Source organism: Pseudomonas sp. S2_H10 (genome assembly GCF_054668285.1).
Map to the genome: position 1 here is coordinate 3,331,562 of NZ_CP162754.1, position 18,262 is coordinate 3,349,823.

Here is an 18,262-nt window from a genome sequence, read left to right on the forward strand (position 1 = left end):
CCCACAGGTTTCGAGGTGTTCACAAAATCTGCATTCACCATAGATCCCTGTGGGAGCTGGCTTGCCAGCGATGAGGCCCTGTCAGCCGATGAAAATCTTACTTGGCCGCCACTTTCTCGGACTTGCCGTCATAGCGCTTGCGCCATTCGGTCAGGATCTCGTCGCGGTTTTTCGAGGCCCAGGCAAAGTCGTTCTTGATCAGGCGCTGTTCGTAGTCGGCCGGCAATTCGGTCTGCGGCTTGGCGATGCCAGGCTGGGCGAGTACGGCGAAGTTTTCTTTGTAGAGTTCCATCGCTTCAGGGCTGGCAGAGAAGTCAGCCAGTTTCTTTGCCGCTTCCTCGTGGGCAGTGCCCTTGATCACGGCAGTCGCTTCGATTTCCCAGCCCAGGCCTTCCTTCGGCAGGATGATGTCCAGCGGTGCGCCCTGGCGTTTCAGTTGAACCGCCGGGTACTCGAAGGAAATACCGATCGGGAATTCGCCAGCGGCGGCCAGTTTGCAAGGCTTGGAGCCGGAGTGAACGTACTGGCCGATGTTCTGGTGCAGGCCGTCCATGTAGGCCCAGCCCTGCTTCTCGCCGAAGGTCTGCAACCAGGCACTGACGTCGAGGAAACCGGTGCCGGACGAGGCCGGGTTGGGCATGACGATCTTGCCTTTGTACTCAGGCTTGGTCAGGTCTTGCCAGCTCACGGGCTTGGTCAGGCCCTGCTTCTCGGCTTCGACGGTGTTGAAGCAGATGGTCGCGGCCCAGACGTCCATGCCGACCCAGGCTGGCGGATTGGCGGCGTCGCGGTAGTTCGCACCGATCTTGCCAAGATCCTTCGGTGCGTAGCTTTGCAGCATGCCTTGCTGATCGAGGATCGCCAGGCTGGAAGCCGCCAGCCCCCACACGGCGTCAGCCTGCGGACGGGCTTTTTCGGCGAGCAACTTGGCGGTGATGATGCCGGTGGAATCGCGTACCCACTTGATTTCGACGTCCGGGTTGGCCTTCTCGAAAGCCTCTTTGTAGGTCTTCAGCTGTTCGGCTTCGAGGGCGGTGTACACCGTCAACTCGGTTTTCGCCGCAAAGGCGTTCAGGCTGAAAGCGGTGAGGACAGCAGCGGCCAGGGCCAGGGGCTTGAACATGATCTTTTCCTGTTTTTTGAGTTGAGGGGTTGTGCAGATTCAATGACCGGGCGCGGTCTGCCGCCAGGCCTGGGAGCTGCGCAGCAAGCCGCGCGATGCCCAGGCCAGCAGCAGGGACACGCCCGCCGAGGTAATCAGGATCAGGGTCGACATCGCCGCCGCGCCGCCGACGTTGCCGGCGTCGTCCATGTTCAGCACCGCCACCGCCGCGAGGATGGTGTCGGGGCTGTAGAGGAAGATCGCCGCCGAGACGGTGGTCATGGCCGAGACGAACAGGTAGCGCACGATGTCCAGCAACGCCGGCAGGCAGGTCGGCACGGTAACGCGCAGGTAATGGCGGTACAGCGGCGCCTTGAGCGACAGCGCGGCGGCTTCGAACTCGGCATCGAGTTGGCGCAGCGCGGTGGTGGCGGTCATTTGCGCGGTGGTCAAATAGTGCGCAATGGTGCAGACGACCAGCAGGGTCATGGTCCCGTAGAGCACATGCAGCGGGTTGCCGGTGAGGTTGAAGAAGAAGACGTAACCCAAACCCAGCACCAGGCCCGGCACCGCCATCGGCACGAAGCTGAGCATGCGCAAGGTCAGGTTCAAGCCGCGCTGCCCTTTGGTTTTTTCCATCAGGTAAGCGCCTGTGAAGATCAGCATGGAGCCGATCAACGCGGTGCCCAGGGCCATCTTCAGGCTGTTGCCATAGGCCAGCCAGCCACCGCCGGCGGTTTCATTGAACTGATAGTGGTTGAGCGACAGCGACAGGTTGTACGGCCAGAACTTCACCAGGGACGAGAACACCGCCATGCCGAACACCAACAGCAACGCGGCGCAGATCAGCAACACGATGGCCATGTAGCAGCTGTCGCGCAGCTTCGACGGCGCGGGTTTGAACACTTGGGCGCGGCCGCTCATGGAATCGCCGTGACGACGACGCAACCAGGCATCGACGCCGAAGCTGAACAGCGCCGGCAGCAACAACACCATGCCGATCAAGGCGCCGCGGCCGAACTGCTGTTGGCCGACCACGGCTTTGTAGGCTTCCAGCGCGAGCACCTGATAATCGCCACCGACCACTACAGGCACGCCGAAATCAGTGATGGTCAGGGTGAACACCAGGCAGAACGCGGCGAACACGGCCTGGCGGGTCGCCGGCCAGGTGATGCTGCGGAAAGCTTTCGCGGGGCTGGCGCCCATGCTCGAGGCCGCGTCGAACAGCCGTGCATCCGCCAGGGACAGGGCCGACAGAAGAATCATCAAGGCATGCGGGAAGGTGTAGATCACCTCACCCAGAACGATGCCCCAGAAGCCGTAGATGTTGTCCGAGAGCAGGCCACGCAACATGCCCTGGTTGCCGAACAGGTACACCAGCGCAATACCGGGCAGCATCGACGGCGCCATCAATGGCAGCAACGAGATACCGCGCCAGATGCCTTTGGCCGGAATCAAGGTGCGTTGCAGGGCGTAGGCAAACAGGTAGGCCAGCGGTACGACAATGGCCGCGACGCTGAGGGAAACTTTCAGGCTGTTGCCGAGCAACCAGTGGAAATTCTCGCTGGTCACCAGCTCTTTCGCGGCGACCCAGCCACCGCCCTGCCCGGCCTCTGCGCTGAAACCGCGCCAGAAGATCGCCAGCAACGGCATCAACACGGCAACGCCCAACAACATCAGCATGAGGACCTTGCCACCAACCACGAACAACCGGTCACCGAACTCGACGCGGGTGGACTGCCGAACCTGCCTTTGTGGCAGCGGCAGCGCGATGTTCGCGCTCATCAGGCGAACACCTGCAGGCTGCGCGGCGGCAAGGCAACCATGATCTGCTGCGCGCCAAGGCGCGGCATGGCTTCCGGCGCCAGTTCCGCCAACAGTGCGTGGCCCGGCAATTGATCGAGTTCAAAACTCATGCGGCAGCGGTTGCCGAGGAAGGTGATTTCACGAACCTTGGCCGGGAACAGGTTTTCCTCGTGCACCAGCGGATTGACGTTGATCGCTTCCGGGCGGCAGAACAAACGGCCGGAAGCGGTCTTGGCGCCGCCATCGGCCAGACGCACGTTCATCCCGCCGACCTGGGCGTGACTGTCGCTACTGCGCTGGAACGGTAGCCAGTTACCCTGGCCGACGAACTCAGCCACGAATGGCGTGGCCGGGCGGTTGTAGATTTCCTGCGGGGTGGCGTATTGCTCGACCTTGCCGTTGTTCATCACGGCGATGCGGTCGGCCATCAACATGGCTTCATCCTGATTGTGGGTGACCATCAGGGTGGTGATGCCGAGGTTGCGTTGTAGCTGGCGCAGTTCGGTGCACAGATGCTCGCGCACCCGGGCATCGAGGGCCGACATCGGTTCGTCCAGCAGCAACAGTGAAGGCGCCGGGGCCAAGGCGCGAGCCAGGGCAACGCGCTGCTGCTGGCCGCCGGACAACTGGCCGGGGTATTTTTTCTCGCTGCCGCTCAGGCCGACCAGTTCCAGCATCTGACCGACACGCTGGCGAGTCTGGTCGCGACCATTGCCGGCGAGGCCGTAGGCAATGTTCGCTTCGACCGTGAGATTGGGGAACAAGGCGTAGGACTGGAACAGAATGCCGTAGTCCCGCGCCTGGGGTGCCAGGTGGGAAACATCACGGTCGCCCAGGTACAACTCGCCGCTGTCCTGCTTCTCGAGGCCGGCGATGCAGCGCAGCAAAGTGGTCTTGCCACAGCCCGACGGGCCCAGCAGGCACACCAGCTCACCGGCGGCCACGTCGAGGGACACGTTATCCAGCGCCGTGAAAGCACCGAAGCGTTTCTGTACCCCGCGCACCTTCATTGGCGCGCCGGGGTTGGTCAGGGCAGTTGCGATCGAGTTGTTCATGGACGGGCCTCATCTAGCAGATGGGGCCATCCTAGAGTTGTAATGAGTCCGTCATGTGGCAGTAAGGCAAAAACTGCCGATAGTGGTATTCGAGGATTTTGGTTCAAGTTTTGTGTTGCCTGTACCGGCCTCATCGCGAGCTTGCTCGCGATGAGGCCGGTACAGGCAACCCCAGAATTCAGGCCGGCGCCATTTCCTGCGCCAACCCCAGAAACGCCGCCGGTAGCCGCGCGTTCTTGCGCTCCTTGAGGCAGTACAGATACTCGGGAATCTGCGGCGCATTCTCGATGGTCAGCACCCGCAGTTGCGGGTCATGGGGCACTTCCTGACGGGCAATGATGCTGATGCCGATGTTGCGCAGCACCGCTTCGCGGATCGATTCACGACTGCCGATCTCCAGCAGCGGTCCGAGACCGACTCCGGCGCCGGCCAGCAACTCTTCGGTCAGGCGGCGGGTGGTCGAGCCCGGTTCGCGCATCAGCAGGGTATGCCCGGCCAACGCGCTGAGCGGCACATGGTCGTGAACCGCCAGCGGATGATTGCGGTGCACCGCCAGCACCAGCGGATCGCTACCCAGCACCCGGCGAATCAACCGCGCATCATCGAGCAATTGCGAGGACGCCGCGACATCGACACGGTAGTCCTCCAGCGCTTCGAGCACCTGCTGGGAATTGCCGATTTCCACCGACACTTCGACCTGTGGCAGTCGCTCGCGGAAAGTCTTCACCAGGTCGAGGATGTAATACGGCGCCGTGGCGGCAATGCGCAACGTGCCCTGGACCTGGCCACAGTTACGCAGGAAAAACTCGATGTCGGCTTCCTGCTGCATCAGTGCCTTGACCATCGGCAGCAGGCGCGCGCCCTCCTCGCTGACACTGAGGCGCCGACCGCCACGGTAGAACAGCTCGACCGCATACTGACTTTCGAGGTTACGTATCTGCGTCGTCACCGTCGGCTGGCTCAGGCCAAGCTTTTTGGCCGCCTGGGTAATGCTGCCCAGGCGGGCCACCATGTAAAACGCCTTCAGCTCGGCACTCAGCACAACCGCCCCTCATCCTTTACTTGCGCAACAGGCGCAAACCGTTGAACACCACCAGCAAACTCACGCCCATGTCGGCGAACACTGCCATCCACATGGTAGCGACCCCGGCGAAGGTTACCCCAAGAAAGATCGCCTTGATGACCAGAGCCAGGGCGATGTTCTGCTTGAGAATGATCGAAGTCTGCCGCGACAGTTGAATGAATGCGGGAATCTTGCGCAGATCGTCGTCCATCAGGGCGACATCGGCCGTTTCGATCGCGGTATCGGTACCTGCGGCAGCCATGGCGAAACCGATCTCGGAACGCGCCAGTGCCGGGGCATCGTTGATGCCGTCACCGACCATGCCGACACGGTGCCCTTGGGCGTAAAGCGCCTCGATAGCCTGCAACTTGTCACCCGGCAACAAATCACCCTTGGCATCGTCGATACCGACTTGCGCGGCAATGGCTTGCGCGGTGTGGACGTTATCGCCGGTGAGCATCAGCGTCTTGATGCCCAGGTCATGCAACTGCCGGATAGCCTCGCGGCTCGATTCCTTCACCGTGTCCGCCACGGCGAACAGCGCCAATGGGCCGGACGAATCAAGCAGCAGCACCACCGACTTGCCCTGTTTTTCCAGGGCAAACAGCTTTTCTTCCAGTGCGGGCGAACACAGGCCCAGATCCTCTACCAAACGATGGTTGCCCAGATGGTAGAGCTGGCCGTTGATCTCGCCGCGCACACCGCGCCCGCCCAGCGCTTCGAAGTTATCCACAATCAGTGGCGGGGTTTGTTTATCCACAGCGGCCTTGGCGATGGCCAGCGATACCGGGTGATCCGAGCGCCCGGCCAGGGCGGCGGCAATGGCAGGCGCCGACTCATCGGCGGTCGGGTCCAGCGACAGGAAATCAGTCTGCACCGGCTTGCCATGGGTGATGGTGCCGGTCTTGTCCAGGGCCAGGTAGTCGAGCTTGTAACCGCCCTCCAGATAGACGCCGCCCTTGACCAGGATGCCTTTGCGCGCCGCCGCCGCGAGGCCGCTGACGATGGTCACCGGCGTGGAAATCACCAGCGCACACGGGCAGGCCACCACCAGCAGCACCAGCGCCCGATAGATCCAGTCGAACCACAACGCACCCATGAACATGGGCGGAATCACCGCCACGGCCAGGGCCAGGACGAACACCGCCGGGGTGTAGATTTTCGAGAAGCTGTCGACGAAGCGCTGGGTCGGCGCCCGTGCCCCCTGGGCCTGCTCGACGGCGTGGATGATGCGCGCCAGGGTCGAGTTATCCGCCGCAGCGGTTACTTCAAATTCCAGTGAGCCAGCCTGATTGATGGTGCCGGCGAACACTTTGTCGCCGACGGTTTTCTCCACCGGCAGGCTTTCACCGGTGATTGGCGCCTGATCGATGGTCGAGCGGCCGGACAGCACTTCGCCGTCCAGGCCGATGCGCTCACCGGGACGGATCCGTACCCGCGCGCCGAGCCCGATGGTTTTGACGTCCTGTTCAAGCCAGCTCCCGTCAGCCTGTAACACCGTTGCCGTGTCCGGGGTCATCTGCATCAGGCCGCTGATGGCATTGCGCGCACGGTCGAGGGACCGGGCCTCGATCAACTCGGCCACGGTGAACAGGAACATCACCATTGCCGCTTCCGGCCACTGGCCGATCAGCACCGCGCCGGTCACGGCTATGCTCATCAGCGCGTTGATGTTCAGGTTGCGGTTCTTGAGGGCGATCCAGCCTTTTTTGTAGGTACCGAGGCCACCGCTGAGGATCGATACCAGCGCGATGATCGCCACCACCCAGTTCGGTGCGGAAGCGGTGAAGTGGATGACCTCAGCCAGCAATGCACCAACACCGGACAACGCCAAAGGCCACCACGGCTTGTTCCGGGGCACCGGCGTCGGGGTTTCAGCCCCCTGATCCATAGGCTCGGCATGCATGCCAAGGGACTTGATGGCCTCGACGATCGGCTCGATACCAGGCAAATCGTGGGTTACGCCCAGCACACGATTAATCAGATTGAACTCGAGCTGCTGCACGCCGGTCATCTTGCTGAGCTTATTCTGGATCAGCGTCTGCTCGGTCGGGCAGTCCATCGCTTCAATGCGAAAGTTGCTCAGCCTGGCCCCGTTCGTCGGCGCTTCGCTCAGCTTTACGATCGCTGGCGCCGTCGCACTGGATGAACAGCAGGAGTCGCCGTGACCGCCGTGGCCGTGTTTTTGCACGGGTTTGAGCTTGTGGCTGTGCTCGTGTTCAGCCCCGGGTTTGTGGGAGTGCAGGGAATCGCTCATTGGTTGCGTCCATAAGAGTGCCTGTTGCCAAGTAAAGACCCTGTAGCCACTATAGGGTCAAGCACCCATTTTGGAGATTTGGAGATTGTCGTCATGAAGATTGGAGAATTGGCGAAGCTCACGGACTGTGCCGTGGAAACTATCCGCTACTACGAGCGCGAAAACCTTCTGCCGGAGCCGGCCCGCAGTGACGGCAATTATCGCGTCTACACCCAGGCACACGCCGAGCGCCTGACCTTCATCCGCAACTGTCGCACCCTGGACATGACGCTCGAGGAAATCCGCAGTCTGCTGGCGTTTCGCGACAGTCCGCAGGACCAGTGCGAAAGCGTCAACGCGCTGATCGACGAGCACATCCATCACGTCAAGGCGCGGATCGACGGCTTGCTGGCCTTGCAGACACAACTGCTCGACCTGCGCCAACGCTGTGGAGAAGGGCCGGATGTCGATCAATGCGGGATTTTGCAACGGCTGGAAGTGAGTGGCGGGGTTGTGGCGCCGGAGGTGGAGCATTCTCATGTTGGCCGTAGTCACGGCCACTGAAAACTACACAAAACCCTGTGGGAGCGAGCTTGCTCGCGATGGCGGCGGCACATTCAACATTGATGTGACTGACAAACCGCTATCGCGAGCAAGCTCGCTCCCACAGGGTCGGTGGTGGTTTTTTAGACCGCCATCGGCGCGGTCATCGGCGCGTGGTGCTCGTAGCCTTCCAGGGAGAAATCACCCGGCTCCACCAGCTCCAGCCATTCCGGTTGATATACGCCAGTCTTGGCAAACTCCGGCACGCGGTCGGAAATCACCAGTTTCGGCATCGGGAACGGCTCGCGCTTGAGCTGTTCGTTGAGCATGTCCAGGTGGTTTTCGTAGACGTGGGCGTCACCGATGAAATAGGTGAACCAGCGCGGCGTGTAGCCGGTCAGGCGACCGATCAGGCTCAGCAGCGCCGCCCCTTCGGTGAGGTTGAACGGCGTGCCCAGGCCCAGGTCGTTGGAACGGATGTAGAGGGTCAGAGAGATCTCTTTGGTCTCGACATTCGGGTGGAACTGGTACAGCAGGTGGCACGGCGGCAGGGCCATTTCATCAAGCTGGGCGCAGTTCCAGCCGTGGAACAGGATGCGGCGGCTGCCCGGGTCCTTGATGATGGTGTCGACGCACTGGCGGACCTGGTCGATGGCCTTGTACAGCACCACGTAGGCCTGACCGTCTTCCTCGCCTTCGGCAATCTGCCGGTAGCCTTGCGCCAGGGTCTGCTCGATCGCGGCCGGATTGCTCAGCGGGATCTGCTTGTACGCTGGCCATTTGCGCCATTGCACGCCGTAGATCTCGCCGAGGTCGTCTTCGCCCTGACGGAACGGGTTGGCCAGCCACTGGGCGTTTTCGTTGGCGTTCTGGTCCCAGACCTTGCAGCCCAGTGCGCGGAATTCGGCGGCGTTGTTCACCCCACGCAGGAAACCGCACATTTCGCCGATAGCCGATTTGAAGGCCATCTTGCGCGTGGTGATCGCCGGGAAACCTTCCTGCAGGTCATAACGCAGCATCGCACCGGGAAAGCTGATGGTGTTCACGCCGGTACGGTTGGCCTGTTTGGTGCCGTTCTTGATGACGTGGGCGACCAGTTCGAGATATTGCTTCATGAATTACCTGTGTCCTTGAACCCGCAACCATCGCTGCGGGGTTCGAATTTTATACAGCTGCCGCTGGAGTCGCCGGGGCGCGGTGATACGCCAGCCAGATCAGGAACAGACCGCCGAGGATCATCGGCACGCACAGCACCTGGCCCATGGTCAGCCAGTTCCAGGCCAGATAGCCCAGCTGCGCGTCCGGTACACGGACGAATTCGACGATGAAACGGAAGATGCCGTAGAACAGCGCGAACATCCCAGAGACCGCCATGGTCGGCCGCGGCTTGCGCGAGAACAGCCAGAGGATCAGGAACAGCGCCACGCCTTCGAGGGCGAACTGGTACAGCTGCGAAGGGTGACGCGCCAGTTGCGCCGGATCGCTGAACGGCGGGAAGACCATCGCCCACGGCACGTCGGTCGGCTTGCCCCACAGCTCGGCGTTGATGAAGTTGCCGATACGCCCGGCGCCCAGGCCAATCGGCACCATCGGCGCGACGAAATCCATCAGCTGGAAGAACGACTTGTTGTTCTTTTTACCGAACCACAACGCCGCCAGCATCACGCCGATGAAACCGCCGTGGAACGACATGCCGCCTTTCCACACTTCGAAAATCAGCGTCGGGTTGGCGAGGTAGGCATGCAGATCGTAGAACAACACATAACCCAGGCGCCCGCCGACGATCACCCCCATCGACATCCAGAACACCATGTCGGAGAGTTTCTCTTTGGTCCAGGTTGGGTCGAAGCGGTTCAAGCGGCGAGAGGCCAGCAGCCAGGCGCCGCCGATACCGATCAGGTACATCAGACCGTACCAGTGGATTTTCAGCGGACCGATGGCCAGGGCCACCGGGTCGATCTGCGGGTAAGGCAGCATTGCGACTCCTCGTTAGAGTTCAAATCTTAAAAATTCCCGGGCGACGCTGCCACCTCAGGATTAAGCCAGGATTGCGCTGTGCGTCAGAGCAGATGCTTCAGACCAGAAAGTTCAGGCCGACGCAGAACAGCAAAGCGGCAAACAGCCGTTTCAGCAACCTCGGCGACAACCTGTGGGCCAATCGCGCACCCAAACGGGCGAACACCATGCTGGTCAGGGCAATGCCCAGCAACGCCGGCAAATAAATGAAACCGAGACTATGGGCCGGGAGCAACGGATCGTGCCAGCCCAGAATCATGAAACTTAATGCACTGGCCAGGGCGATCGGCAGCCCGCAGGCCGATGAAGTGGCCACCGCTTGCTGCATCGGCACGCTGCGCCAGGTCAGGAACGGCACGGTCAACGAACCGCCGCCAATGCCGAAAATCGCCGAAGCCCAGCCAATCACGCTGCCGGCCACGGTCAGACCGAGTTTGCCCGGCACGGTTCGGCTGGCCTTGGGTTTAACCTCCAGCGCCAGCTGAGCGGCGATCACCAGGGCGAACACACCTATGAGTTTCTGCAGGTTGGGACCGGAAATCGCTTCCGCCGTCAGCGCGCCGAACCCGGCACCGACCAGAATGCCGACCGTCATCCACATGAAGATTGGCCAACGCACGGCGCCACGGCGGTGATGTTCGCGTACCGCGTTGACCGAGGTAAAGATGATCGTCGCCAGGGACGTTCCCACTGCCAGGTGCGTGAGAATCGACGGATCGAACCCCTGGGCCTTGAAGCTGAACACCAGCACCGGGACGATGATGATTCCGCCGCCTACGCCAAACAGCCCGGCGAGCACACCTGCACAGGCGCCGAGCGCCAGATAGAGCAGAAATTCCATGGTCGTCTCGCCCGCATCCCCAAAACCGGAGCGGCATGGTAACGGATGCATGGCCTCAAGCTCCACTGTGCAAGGCGATGGATCGATGAGCGATGTCTGCGTAGAGTGGGCAAAAAACACACAAGGACAACCTTATGTGCCTGATCGTTTTTGCCTGGCGCCCGGGTCATGCCCAGCCGCTGGTCGTGGCGGCCAATCGCGATGAGTTCTACGCCCGCCCCAGCCTGCCCCTGGCACCATGGCCTGAAGCGCCGCACGTTCATGCAGGGCGCGACCTCGAGGCCGGCGGCACCTGGCTCGGCGTCGGTGCCAACGGACGTTTTGCGGCGCTGACCAACATCCGCGATCCCCATCGACCGCCAGGGCGCAAGTCTCGTGGCGAGCTGGTTGCGCGGTTTCTCAGCGGAAAACTGCCAATTGATGACTATTTAGCCGAGGTTATCGACGGTTCGCTGGAATATGGCGGCTTCAACCTGCTGGTCGGCAATGCCAACGAACTCTGGCATTTCAATCAACGGGAATCGGAGGCGGTGATGTTGGCCCCGGGGATCTACGGTTTATCCAATGCCGGGCTGGATACGCCGTGGCCGAAGCTGCTCAAGGCCAGGACTGCATTGAGCGAGGTGCTGGACGATCCGCAGCCTCAGGCGCTGCTGGCGTTATTGAGCGATGCGCAGACCGCGCCGTTTGCCGAGCTGCCGGATACCGGCGTGGGGCTGGCCACCGAGACGCTGCTGTCGAGCGTGTTCATTGCCAGCCAGAGTTACGGAACCCGGGCGAGCACGGCGTTGATTGTGCAGGCGGATGGTTCACGGCATTTGGTCGAAAGGAGTTTCGGGCCGTTTGGTGGGCATCTGGGAGAGGTAGATATTCTGGTTTAGGCGGCGTCCGGGCGGACGCCATCGCGGGCAAGCCCGCTCCCACAGTGATCGTTGGTGAATACAAACTTTGTGAACACCAGAGAAACCTGTGGGAGCGGGCTTGCCCGCGATTGGGGCGCCGCAATACTAGAGGGTCTTGACCGCAGCCGGATTGATCATCCGCGCCAATCCAAGGTTCTTCAGCGCCAGTTGCAACGAGCTGTGGATAACCTGCGGGTTGTCGATGGTCATCAGTTCGGCCAGCAGCTCCTTGGCCTTGCTCAGGTTGATCTGGCGCAGCATCCACTTCACCTTCGGCAAGTTGGTGGCGTTCATCGACAGGCTGTCGAAACCCATCGCCATCAACAGCACGGCGGCTGCCGGGTCACCGGCCATTTCACCGCAGATGCTCACCGGCTTGCCTTCGGCATGGGCATCGCGCACTACGGCTTGCAAGGCTTGCAGCACCGCCGGGTGCAGGTAGTCGTAAAGGTCGGCCACCCTCGGGTTGTTGCGATCAACGGCCAGCAAGTACTGGGTCAGGTCGTTGGAGCCGACCGACAGGAAGTCCACTTGCCGCGCCAGCTCCTTGGTCTGATAAACCGCAGCCGGAATCTCGATCATCACGCCGATCGGCGGCATAGGCACGTCGCAGCCCTCGTCACGCACTTCGCCCCACGCACGGTGGATCAGGTGCAGGGCTTCTTCCAGTTCGTGAGTGCCGGAGATCATCGGCAGCAGAATCCGCAGGTTGTTCAAGCCTTCGCTGGCCTTGAGCATGGCGCGGGTCTGCACCAGGAAGATTTCCGGGTGGTCGAGGGTGACACGAATACCGCGCCAGCCGAGGAACGGGTTGTCTTCCTTGATCGGGAAGTACGACAGCGATTTGTCGCCGCCGATGTCCAGGCTACGCATGGTCACCGGTTGCGGGTGGAATGCGGCGAGTTGCTCGCGGTAGATCGCCAGTTGTTCCTTTTCGCTCGGGAACCGCTGGTTGATCATGAACGGTACTTCGGTGCGGTACAGACCGACGCCTTCGGCGCCGCGTTTCTGTGCTCGCGCCACATCCGCCAACAGGCCGGTGTTGACCCACAGCGGCATGCGGTGGCCATCGACCGTGACACACGGCAGATCACGCAGCGCATCGAGCCCCAGGGCCAGTTGTTTCTCTTCCTCGACCACCTCGGCGAACTGCTTGCGCAGCACCTCGCTGGGGTTGGTGTAGACCTCGCCGCGATGACCGTCGACGATCATGCCGATGCCATCGACCTTGGAATACGGCAGGTCGACCAGGCCCATCACGGTCGGGATGCCCATGGCCCGGGCAAGAATCGCGACGTGGGAGTTGCCCGAGCCGAGTACCGACACCAGGCCGACCAGCTTGCTTTCAGGCACCTCGCCGAGCATCGCCGGCGTCAGTTCCTCGCTGACCAGGATGGTGTTGTCCGGGTAGACCAGCGTTTGCTGGCGCTCTTCCTGCAAGTAGGCGAGCAGGCGGCGACCGAGGTCCTTGACGTCGGATGCACGCTCGCGCAGGTAAGCGTCGTCCATCAATTCGAAACGGTTGACGTGATCGGTGACCACCTGACGCAAAGCGCCCTGTGCCCACTGGCCGGTCTTGATCACGGTGGTCACTTCGCTGCCCAGCGCCGCGTCGTCGAGCATCATCAGATAGACGTCGAACAACGCCCGTTCTTCCGGGCGCAACTGAGTGGCGAGCTTGGCGGACAACGCGCGCATGTCCGCGCGCACACCTTCGATGGCGGTCTTGAACAGACCCAGTTCGGCCTCGATGTCGGTGATGGTCTTGTCGGGCACCACGTCCAGATCGGCCGGGGGCAGCATGACCACCGCCGTACCGACTGCCGCACCCGGCGAGCCCGGAACGCCGATGAACTTGGCTTCCTGGATGCCTTTGCCCTGACGACCGAGGCCACGGATCGAACCGGTGGCTTCGGCGTGGGCGATAACGCCGGCGAGCTGCGCACTCATGGTCACGAGGAAGGCTTCTTCACCTTCATCGAACTGGCGACGTTCCTTTTGCTGGATGACCAACACGCCGACGACCCGGCGGTGGTGAATGATCGGTGCCCCGAGGAATGAAGCGAAGCGCTCTTCACCGGTCTCGGCGAAGTAGCGGTAGCGCGGGTGGTCCGCAGCGTTTTCGAGGTTCAGGGGTTCTTCGCGCGTACCGACCAGGCCAACCAGACCTTCGTTGGGTGCCATGCTGACCTTGCCGATCGAGCGCTTGTTCAAGCCCTCGGTGGCCATCAGCACGAAACGGTTGGACTCGGGGTCAAGCAGGTAGACCGAGCAAACCTGGCTGCCCATGGCCTCTTTGACGCGCAACACAATAATCCCCAACGCCGCCTTGAGATCCTTGGCGGAGTTAACTTCCTGGACGATCTTGCGCAGCGTATTGAGCATGGCTCGGGGTCGAACTCCGTCGTCAGTCGCGCGCTAAAAGGCGCGGGGCAAGCTCTTTGAGAGCGCGTCGATACACCTCGCGCTTGAATGTCACCACCTGGCCCAACGGATACCAATAGCTGACCCAGCGCCAGCCATCGAATTCCGGTTTACCGGTCAAATCCATCCGCACCCGCTGCTCGTTGGAGATCAGGCGCAGGAGAAACCATTTCTGTTTCTGGCCGATGCACAGCGGTTGGCTGTGGGTACGTACCAGACGTTGCGGCAAACGATAGCGCAACCAGCCCCGGGTGCAGGCGAGAATTTCAACATCTTCGCGCTCAAGGCCCACTTCTTCGTTCAGCTCGCGGTACAAGGCGTCTTCCGGCGTCTCTTCGGGGTTGATTCCCCCCTGCGGAAACTGCCAGGCATCTTGATTGATTCGGCGAGCCCATAGCACCTGGCCGGCGTCATTCGTCAGAATGATCCCGACATTGGGGCGAAAACCATCGGGGTCGATCACGGCTACAACCTCGCAAACGCATGTCGTCGCATTGTTCCACAAAGGTTGTGAAGGCGGCAACGAAGGTTCCTACCTTATGTGCACTCTTGTGAAAAGACCGTATTCTTGTCGCCTTTTTACTGACTTTTCAGCGGGTAACTGCAATGCGCCTGGCTTTATTCGATTTGGACAACACCCTTCTGGGCGGTGACAGCGATCACGCCTGGGGCGATTACCTGTGCGAGCGCGGCTTTCTCGACGCCGTCGCCTACAAGACTCGCAACGATGAGTTCTACCAGGATTACCTGGCCGGCAAACTGGATAACGCCGCTTACCTGAACTTCTGCCTGGAAGTGCTCGGCCGCACCGAAATGGCCACGCTGGATCAGTGGCACAGCGATTACATGCGCGACTGCATCGAGCCGATCATGCTGCCCAAGGCGATCGAACTGCTGGCCAAACACCGTGCCGCCGGCGACAAACTGGTGATCATCACTGCGACCAACCGCTTCGTCACCGCGCCGATCGCCGTGCGCCTTGGCGTCGAAACCCTGATCGCCACCGAGTGCGAAATGGTCGACGGCCGCTATACCGGGCGCAGCACCGATGTGCCGTGCTTCCGTGAAGGCAAGGTGACGCGCCTGAATCGCTGGCTGGAGGAAACCGGGTATTCGCTGGACGACAGCTACTTTTATAGCGACTCGATGAATGATCTGCCGTTGCTGGAGCAGGTGACCCATGCGGTGGCGGTCGATCCTGATCCGAATCTGCGGGCCGAGGCCGAGAAGCGGGGTTGGCCGGTGATCAGCCTGCGCGGCTGATATCGCCATCGCAGGCAAGCCAGCTCCCACAGGTTTCTCGGGTGCTCACAAAATCTGTGTTCACTAAATATCCCTGTGGGAGCTGGCTTGCCTGCGATTGGGTCGACTCGGTTTCATGGGTTAAACCGGCTTGGCGCCCATCAATCCGGCAATGGCGATAAAGCAGACAAAACTGAACAACGCCAGGGCAAAGGTGAACTTCCCCACGCCACCCGGCGTCTTGCGCAGTTTATTGAGGCGCACCAGCAGCCAGAACCACGCCAGCGCCGCCACGGTGTACAGCACACTGGAGGCCAGCAACCAGGTCTGCCCCAGCGGCCAGCCCACCAGATGCACCATCCACCAGCCGGTGAACGGCATACTCAGGAGCGCCAGCCCCATCAACAGCCAGACAAATACACGCGGCCGTTGCAGGGTACGGCTTCCCGCCGTCGCGTCACCCTTGCGCCGCGCCAGCAAAACCCAGACGCCCAACCCCAGCGCACACGCCAGCAGTACAACAGTTGCCACCATGTGCGCCATTTTCAGGGCAGTTAACGTTTCCATTGTTCGATTTCCTTATTGCCTGCCCAACAGCGTAGCCCCTCAGCCAAGAAACAGCTGATAGGCCGGGTTGTCGCTTTCGTCCCAGTACGGGTAGCCGATTTCTTCCAGCGCCGCCGGCACCAGGTGGCGTTCGTCATGGGGCACTTGCAGGCCCGCGACGACACGGCCATCCGCCGCGCCATGGTTGCGGTAGTGGAACATCGAGATGTTCCAGCGCCCGCCAAGCTTGTTGAGGAAGTTGAAGAGTGCGCCCGGACGCTCCGGGAATTCGAAACGCAGGATCACTTCATCGACCACATGCGCCGCGCGCCCACCGACCATATGGCGGATGTGCAGCTTGGCCAGTTCGTTGTCGGTCAGGTCCAGCACCGGGAAACCCTGCTCGCTCAGGCTGGCGATCAACGCGCTGCGCGGGTCGTTTTCCGGGTGGGTCTGCACGCCGACAAAGATGTGCGCTTCGCTGCCGGTGTTGTAGCGGTAGTTGAACTCGGTGATCTGGCGCTTGCCGATGGCTTCGCAGAACGCCTTGAAGCTGCCCGGTTTCTCGGGAATGGTCACGGCGATGATCGCTTCGCGGCCCTCGCCCAGCTCCGCACGCTCGGCCACATGACGCAAGCGGTCGAAATTGACGTTGGCCCCGGAGTCGATGGCCACGAAGGTCTGGCCGCTGACGCCACGCTGCTCGACATACTTCTTGATCCCGGCCACGCCCAAGGCGCCGGCAGGTTCGGTGATCGAGCGGGTATCGTCGTAGATATCCTTGATGGCGGCACAGATTTCGTCGGTGCTGACGGTAATCACCTCATCGACATGGTCTTTGCAGATATCGAAGGTGTGCTGACCGATCTGGGCCACCGCAACGCCGTCGGCGAAGAGGCCCACGGTCGGCAGCACCACACGCTCGCCCGCCGCCATGGCGGCTTGCAGGCAATTGGAATCATCCGGTTCGACGCCGATGATCTTGATGTCCGGGCGCAGGTACTTCACGTACGCCGCGATGCCGGCGATCAGGCCGCCGCCGCCCACCGGAACGAAAATCGCATCCAGCGGCTGCGGGTGCTGGCGCAAAATCTCCATGGCCACGGTGCCCTGCCCGGCAATGGTGTGAGGATCGTCATACGGGTGAATGTAGACGTAGCCTTTTTCGTCGACCAGTTTCAGCGAGTAAGCCAGGGCTTCCGGGAACGAGTCGCCGTGCAGCACCACTTTGCCGCCACGCGAACGCACGCCTTCGACCTTGATTTCCGGGGTGGTCTTGGGCATGACGATGGTCGCTTTCACGCCCAACACCTTGGCCGCGAGCGCCAGGCCCTGGGCATGGTTGCCCGCCGAGGCGGTGACAACGCCACGGGCGCGTTCTTCGTCGCTCAACTGGGTCAACTTGTTGTAGGCGCCGCGAATCTTGAACGAGAACACCGGCTGCAAGTCTTCGCGCTTGAGCCAAATGCTGTTGCCCAGCCGCTCGGAGAGCTGGCGGGCAGACTGCAACGGGGTTTCTACGGCAACGTCATAAACGCGCGAGGTGAGGATCTTTTTGACGTACTGTTCAAGCATCGGAAAGCATCACTGAGCGGGTTGGGCAGGACCACGGAGTCTAACCCGGCTTTTGCCCGGACGACCACACGAATACAGAGGTTTTAGCCCGACATGGGGCTATAATGCCGGCCTTTCGTCCCCTCCTCGGCACCCCGGAGCCCGCATGAACCAGGATCAACTCAAACAGGCAGTGGCTCAGGCCGCCGTCGACTTCATCCTTCCGAAACTCGACGACAAGAGCATCGTCGGGGTCGGCACCGGTTCCACCGCCAACTGCTTCATCGACGCCCTGGCCAAACACAAGGGCGCATTCGACGGCGCCGTCGCCAGTTCCGAAGCCACCGCCGCGCGCCTCAAGGGCCACGGAATTCCGGTGTACGAACTGAACACCGTCAGCGACCTGGAGTTCTATGTCGACGGCGCCGATGAAAGCGACGAGCACCTGAACCTGATCAAGGGCGGCGGCGCGGCCCTGACCCGCGAGAAGATTGTCGCGGCCGTGGCCAAGACGTTCATCTGCATTGCCGACGCCAGCAAACTGGTGCCGGTGCTCGGTGCTTTCCCGCTGCCGGTGGAAGTGATCCCGATGGCCCGCAGCCACGTGGCCCGCGAGCTGGTGAAGCTCGGCGGCGACCCGGTTTACCGCGAAGGCGTGCTGACCGACAACGGCAACATCATCCTCGACGTGTTCAACATGCAGATCACCAACCCGGTGGAGCTGGAGACACAGATCAACGCGATCGTCGGCGTGGTCACCAATGGCTTGTTCGCGGCGCGTCCGGCGGACCTGTTGTTGCTGGGTACCAGCGAAGGCGTGAAGACACTGCGCGCCGAGTAAGCAAGACCGCCCACATTGTTGTGGGCAGATGAAAAACCTGTGGGAGCGAGCTTGGTCCGGGCGGCGATCCGACGATGAGGCCGTGTCAGTC

The 18,262-nt window shown here is 61.7% G+C and carries 16 protein-coding genes; 4 read left to right on the top strand and 12 right to left on the bottom strand.

The genetic code is table 11. The annotated features are described in order from the left end of the window. Positions 1–97: 97 nt before the first annotated feature. The 5 genes from AB4O16_RS14925 to AB4O16_RS14945 form a co-directional block, all read right to left on the bottom strand. Positions 98–1,123 (bottom strand): putative 2-aminoethylphosphonate ABC transporter substrate-binding protein, encoded by a 1,026-nt coding sequence (locus AB4O16_RS14925; RefSeq protein WP_008020008.1) that lies wholly within the window; start codon positions 1,121–1,123, stop codon positions 98–100. A gap of 39 nt (positions 1,124–1,162) precedes the next feature. Next, positions 1,163–2,887: a putative 2-aminoethylphosphonate ABC transporter permease subunit gene (locus AB4O16_RS14930; RefSeq protein WP_460158015.1), complete on the bottom strand. Its 1,725-nt coding sequence runs from the start codon at positions 2,885–2,887 to the stop codon at positions 1,163–1,165. Continuing rightward, positions 2,887–3,963, bottom strand: a complete 1,077-nt coding sequence (locus AB4O16_RS14935) for a putative 2-aminoethylphosphonate ABC transporter ATP-binding protein (RefSeq protein ID WP_160386158.1) — start codon at positions 3,961–3,963, stop codon at positions 2,887–2,889. Before AB4O16_RS14935 ends, AB4O16_RS14930 begins: the two co-directional genes overlap by 1 nt. A 178-nt stretch (positions 3,964–4,141) precedes the next feature. Further along, positions 4,142–5,005, bottom strand: a complete 864-nt coding sequence (locus tag AB4O16_RS14940) for a LysR family transcriptional regulator (protein ID WP_460158016.1) — start codon at positions 5,003–5,005, stop codon at positions 4,142–4,144. Positions 5,006–5,021: 16 nt separating this feature from the next. Then, positions 5,022–7,283 (bottom strand): heavy metal translocating P-type ATPase, encoded by a 2,262-nt coding sequence (locus AB4O16_RS14945; protein WP_160386160.1) that lies wholly within the window; start codon positions 7,281–7,283, stop codon positions 5,022–5,024. A gap of 93 nt (positions 7,284–7,376) precedes the next feature. On the opposite strand from AB4O16_RS14945, the gene cadR reads away from it, so the two are divergent. Beyond that, the gene (cadR, locus tag AB4O16_RS14950; protein WP_160386161.1) at positions 7,377–7,826 is read left to right on the top strand and encodes a Cd(II)/Pb(II)-responsive transcriptional regulator; all 450 of its coding nucleotides are present in this window, start codon (positions 7,377–7,379) and stop codon (positions 7,824–7,826) included. A 122-nt stretch (positions 7,827–7,948) separates the two neighbouring features. On the opposite strand, the gene AB4O16_RS14955 is transcribed toward cadR, so the two are convergent. From AB4O16_RS14955 to AB4O16_RS14965, 3 genes are all read right to left on the bottom strand, one after another. After that, entirely contained in the window at positions 7,949–8,920 is a 972-nt protein-coding gene (locus tag AB4O16_RS14955) for a thymidylate synthase (protein ID WP_460158017.1), read from the bottom strand. A 49-nt stretch (positions 8,921–8,969) separates the two neighbouring features. Beyond that, the gene (gene lgt, locus AB4O16_RS14960) at positions 8,970–9,782 is read right to left on the bottom strand and encodes a prolipoprotein diacylglyceryl transferase (RefSeq protein WP_160386163.1); all 813 of its coding nucleotides are present in this window, start codon (positions 9,780–9,782) and stop codon (positions 8,970–8,972) included. 97 nt (positions 9,783–9,879) lie between these two features. After that, positions 9,880–10,662, bottom strand: a complete 783-nt coding sequence (locus tag AB4O16_RS14965; RefSeq protein ID WP_460158018.1) for a sulfite exporter TauE/SafE family protein — start codon at positions 10,660–10,662, stop codon at positions 9,880–9,882. A 134-nt stretch (positions 10,663–10,796) separates the two neighbouring features. On the opposite strand from AB4O16_RS14965, the gene AB4O16_RS14970 reads away from it, so the two are divergent. Beyond that, positions 10,797–11,543 carry an NRDE family protein gene (locus AB4O16_RS14970; protein ID WP_460158019.1) on the top strand — a complete coding sequence of 249 codons (747 nt, stop codon included), beginning with the start codon at positions 10,797–10,799 and terminating at the stop codon, positions 11,541–11,543. A 126-nt stretch (positions 11,544–11,669) separates the two neighbouring features. Here AB4O16_RS14970 and ptsP read toward each other — a convergent pair whose 3' ends face one another. After that, on the bottom strand, positions 11,670–13,949 hold the full coding sequence (gene ptsP / locus AB4O16_RS14975; RefSeq protein WP_460158020.1) for a phosphoenolpyruvate--protein phosphotransferase: 2,280 nt from the start codon (positions 13,947–13,949) through the stop codon (positions 11,670–11,672). Between the two features lie 22 nt (positions 13,950–13,971). Then, positions 13,972–14,451 (bottom strand): RNA pyrophosphohydrolase, encoded by a 480-nt coding sequence (locus AB4O16_RS14980; protein WP_003229203.1) that lies wholly within the window; start codon positions 14,449–14,451, stop codon positions 13,972–13,974. Positions 14,452–14,594: 143 nt separating this feature from the next. On the opposite strand from AB4O16_RS14980, the gene AB4O16_RS14985 reads away from it, so the two are divergent. Further along, complete coding sequence (locus AB4O16_RS14985; protein ID WP_160386167.1) at positions 14,595–15,251, top strand: histidinol-phosphatase; 657 nt, start codon at positions 14,595–14,597, stop codon at positions 15,249–15,251. Between the two features lie 120 nt (positions 15,252–15,371). Here the strand turns inward: AB4O16_RS14985 and AB4O16_RS14990 are convergent, their stop codons facing one another. Beyond that, positions 15,372–15,797: a DUF2269 domain-containing protein gene (locus tag AB4O16_RS14990; RefSeq protein ID WP_160386168.1), complete on the bottom strand. Its 426-nt coding sequence runs from the start codon at positions 15,795–15,797 to the stop codon at positions 15,372–15,374. A gap of 39 nt (positions 15,798–15,836) precedes the next feature. Further along, complete coding sequence (gene ilvA, locus AB4O16_RS14995) at positions 15,837–17,351, bottom strand: threonine ammonia-lyase, biosynthetic (RefSeq protein WP_057712867.1); 1,515 nt, start codon at positions 17,349–17,351, stop codon at positions 15,837–15,839. A 145-nt stretch (positions 17,352–17,496) separates the two neighbouring features. On the opposite strand from ilvA, the gene rpiA reads away from it, so the two are divergent. Continuing rightward, positions 17,497–18,171, top strand: coding sequence for a ribose-5-phosphate isomerase RpiA (rpiA, locus tag AB4O16_RS15000; RefSeq protein WP_160386169.1), 675 nt, complete (start codon positions 17,497–17,499; stop codon positions 18,169–18,171). The last annotated feature ends 91 nt before the right edge of the window (positions 18,172–18,262 follow it).

Bases quoted from the DNA above. Each gene is read 5' to 3' on its own strand.
- AB4O16_RS14925 (WP_008020008.1), bottom strand. From the start codon at position 1,123: ATGTTCAAGCCCCTGGCCCTGGCCGCTGCTGTCCTCACCGCTTTCAGC.
- AB4O16_RS14930 (WP_460158015.1), bottom strand. From the start codon at position 2,887: ATGAGCGCGAACATCGCGCTGCCGCTGCCACAAAGGCAGGTTCGGCAG.
- AB4O16_RS14935 (WP_160386158.1), bottom strand. From the start codon at position 3,963: ATGAACAACTCGATCGCAACTGCCCTGACCAACCCCGGCGCGCCAATG.
- AB4O16_RS14945 (WP_160386160.1), bottom strand. From the start codon at position 7,283: ATGAGCGATTCCCTGCACTCCCACAAACCCGGGGCTGAACACGAGCAC.
- cadR (WP_160386161.1), top strand. From the start codon at position 7,377: ATGAAGATTGGAGAATTGGCGAAGCTCACGGACTGTGCCGTGGAAACT.
- AB4O16_RS14955 (WP_460158017.1), bottom strand. From the start codon at position 8,920: ATGAAGCAATATCTCGAACTGGTCGCCCACGTCATCAAGAACGGCACC.
- lgt (WP_160386163.1), bottom strand. From the start codon at position 9,782: ATGCTGCCTTACCCGCAGATCGACCCGGTGGCCCTGGCCATCGGTCCG.
- AB4O16_RS14965 (WP_460158018.1), bottom strand. From the start codon at position 10,662: ATGGAATTTCTGCTCTATCTGGCGCTCGGCGCCTGTGCAGGTGTGCTC.
- AB4O16_RS14970 (WP_460158019.1), top strand. From the start codon at position 10,797: ATGTGCCTGATCGTTTTTGCCTGGCGCCCGGGTCATGCCCAGCCGCTG.
- ptsP (WP_460158020.1), bottom strand. From the start codon at position 13,949: ATGCTCAATACGCTGCGCAAGATCGTCCAGGAAGTTAACTCCGCCAAG.
- AB4O16_RS14985 (WP_160386167.1), top strand. From the start codon at position 14,595: ATGCGCCTGGCTTTATTCGATTTGGACAACACCCTTCTGGGCGGTGAC.
- AB4O16_RS14990 (WP_160386168.1), bottom strand. From the start codon at position 15,797: ATGGAAACGTTAACTGCCCTGAAAATGGCGCACATGGTGGCAACTGTT.
- ilvA (WP_057712867.1), bottom strand. From the start codon at position 17,351: ATGCTTGAACAGTACGTCAAAAAGATCCTCACCTCGCGCGTTTATGAC.
- rpiA (WP_160386169.1), top strand. From the start codon at position 17,497: ATGAACCAGGATCAACTCAAACAGGCAGTGGCTCAGGCCGCCGTCGAC.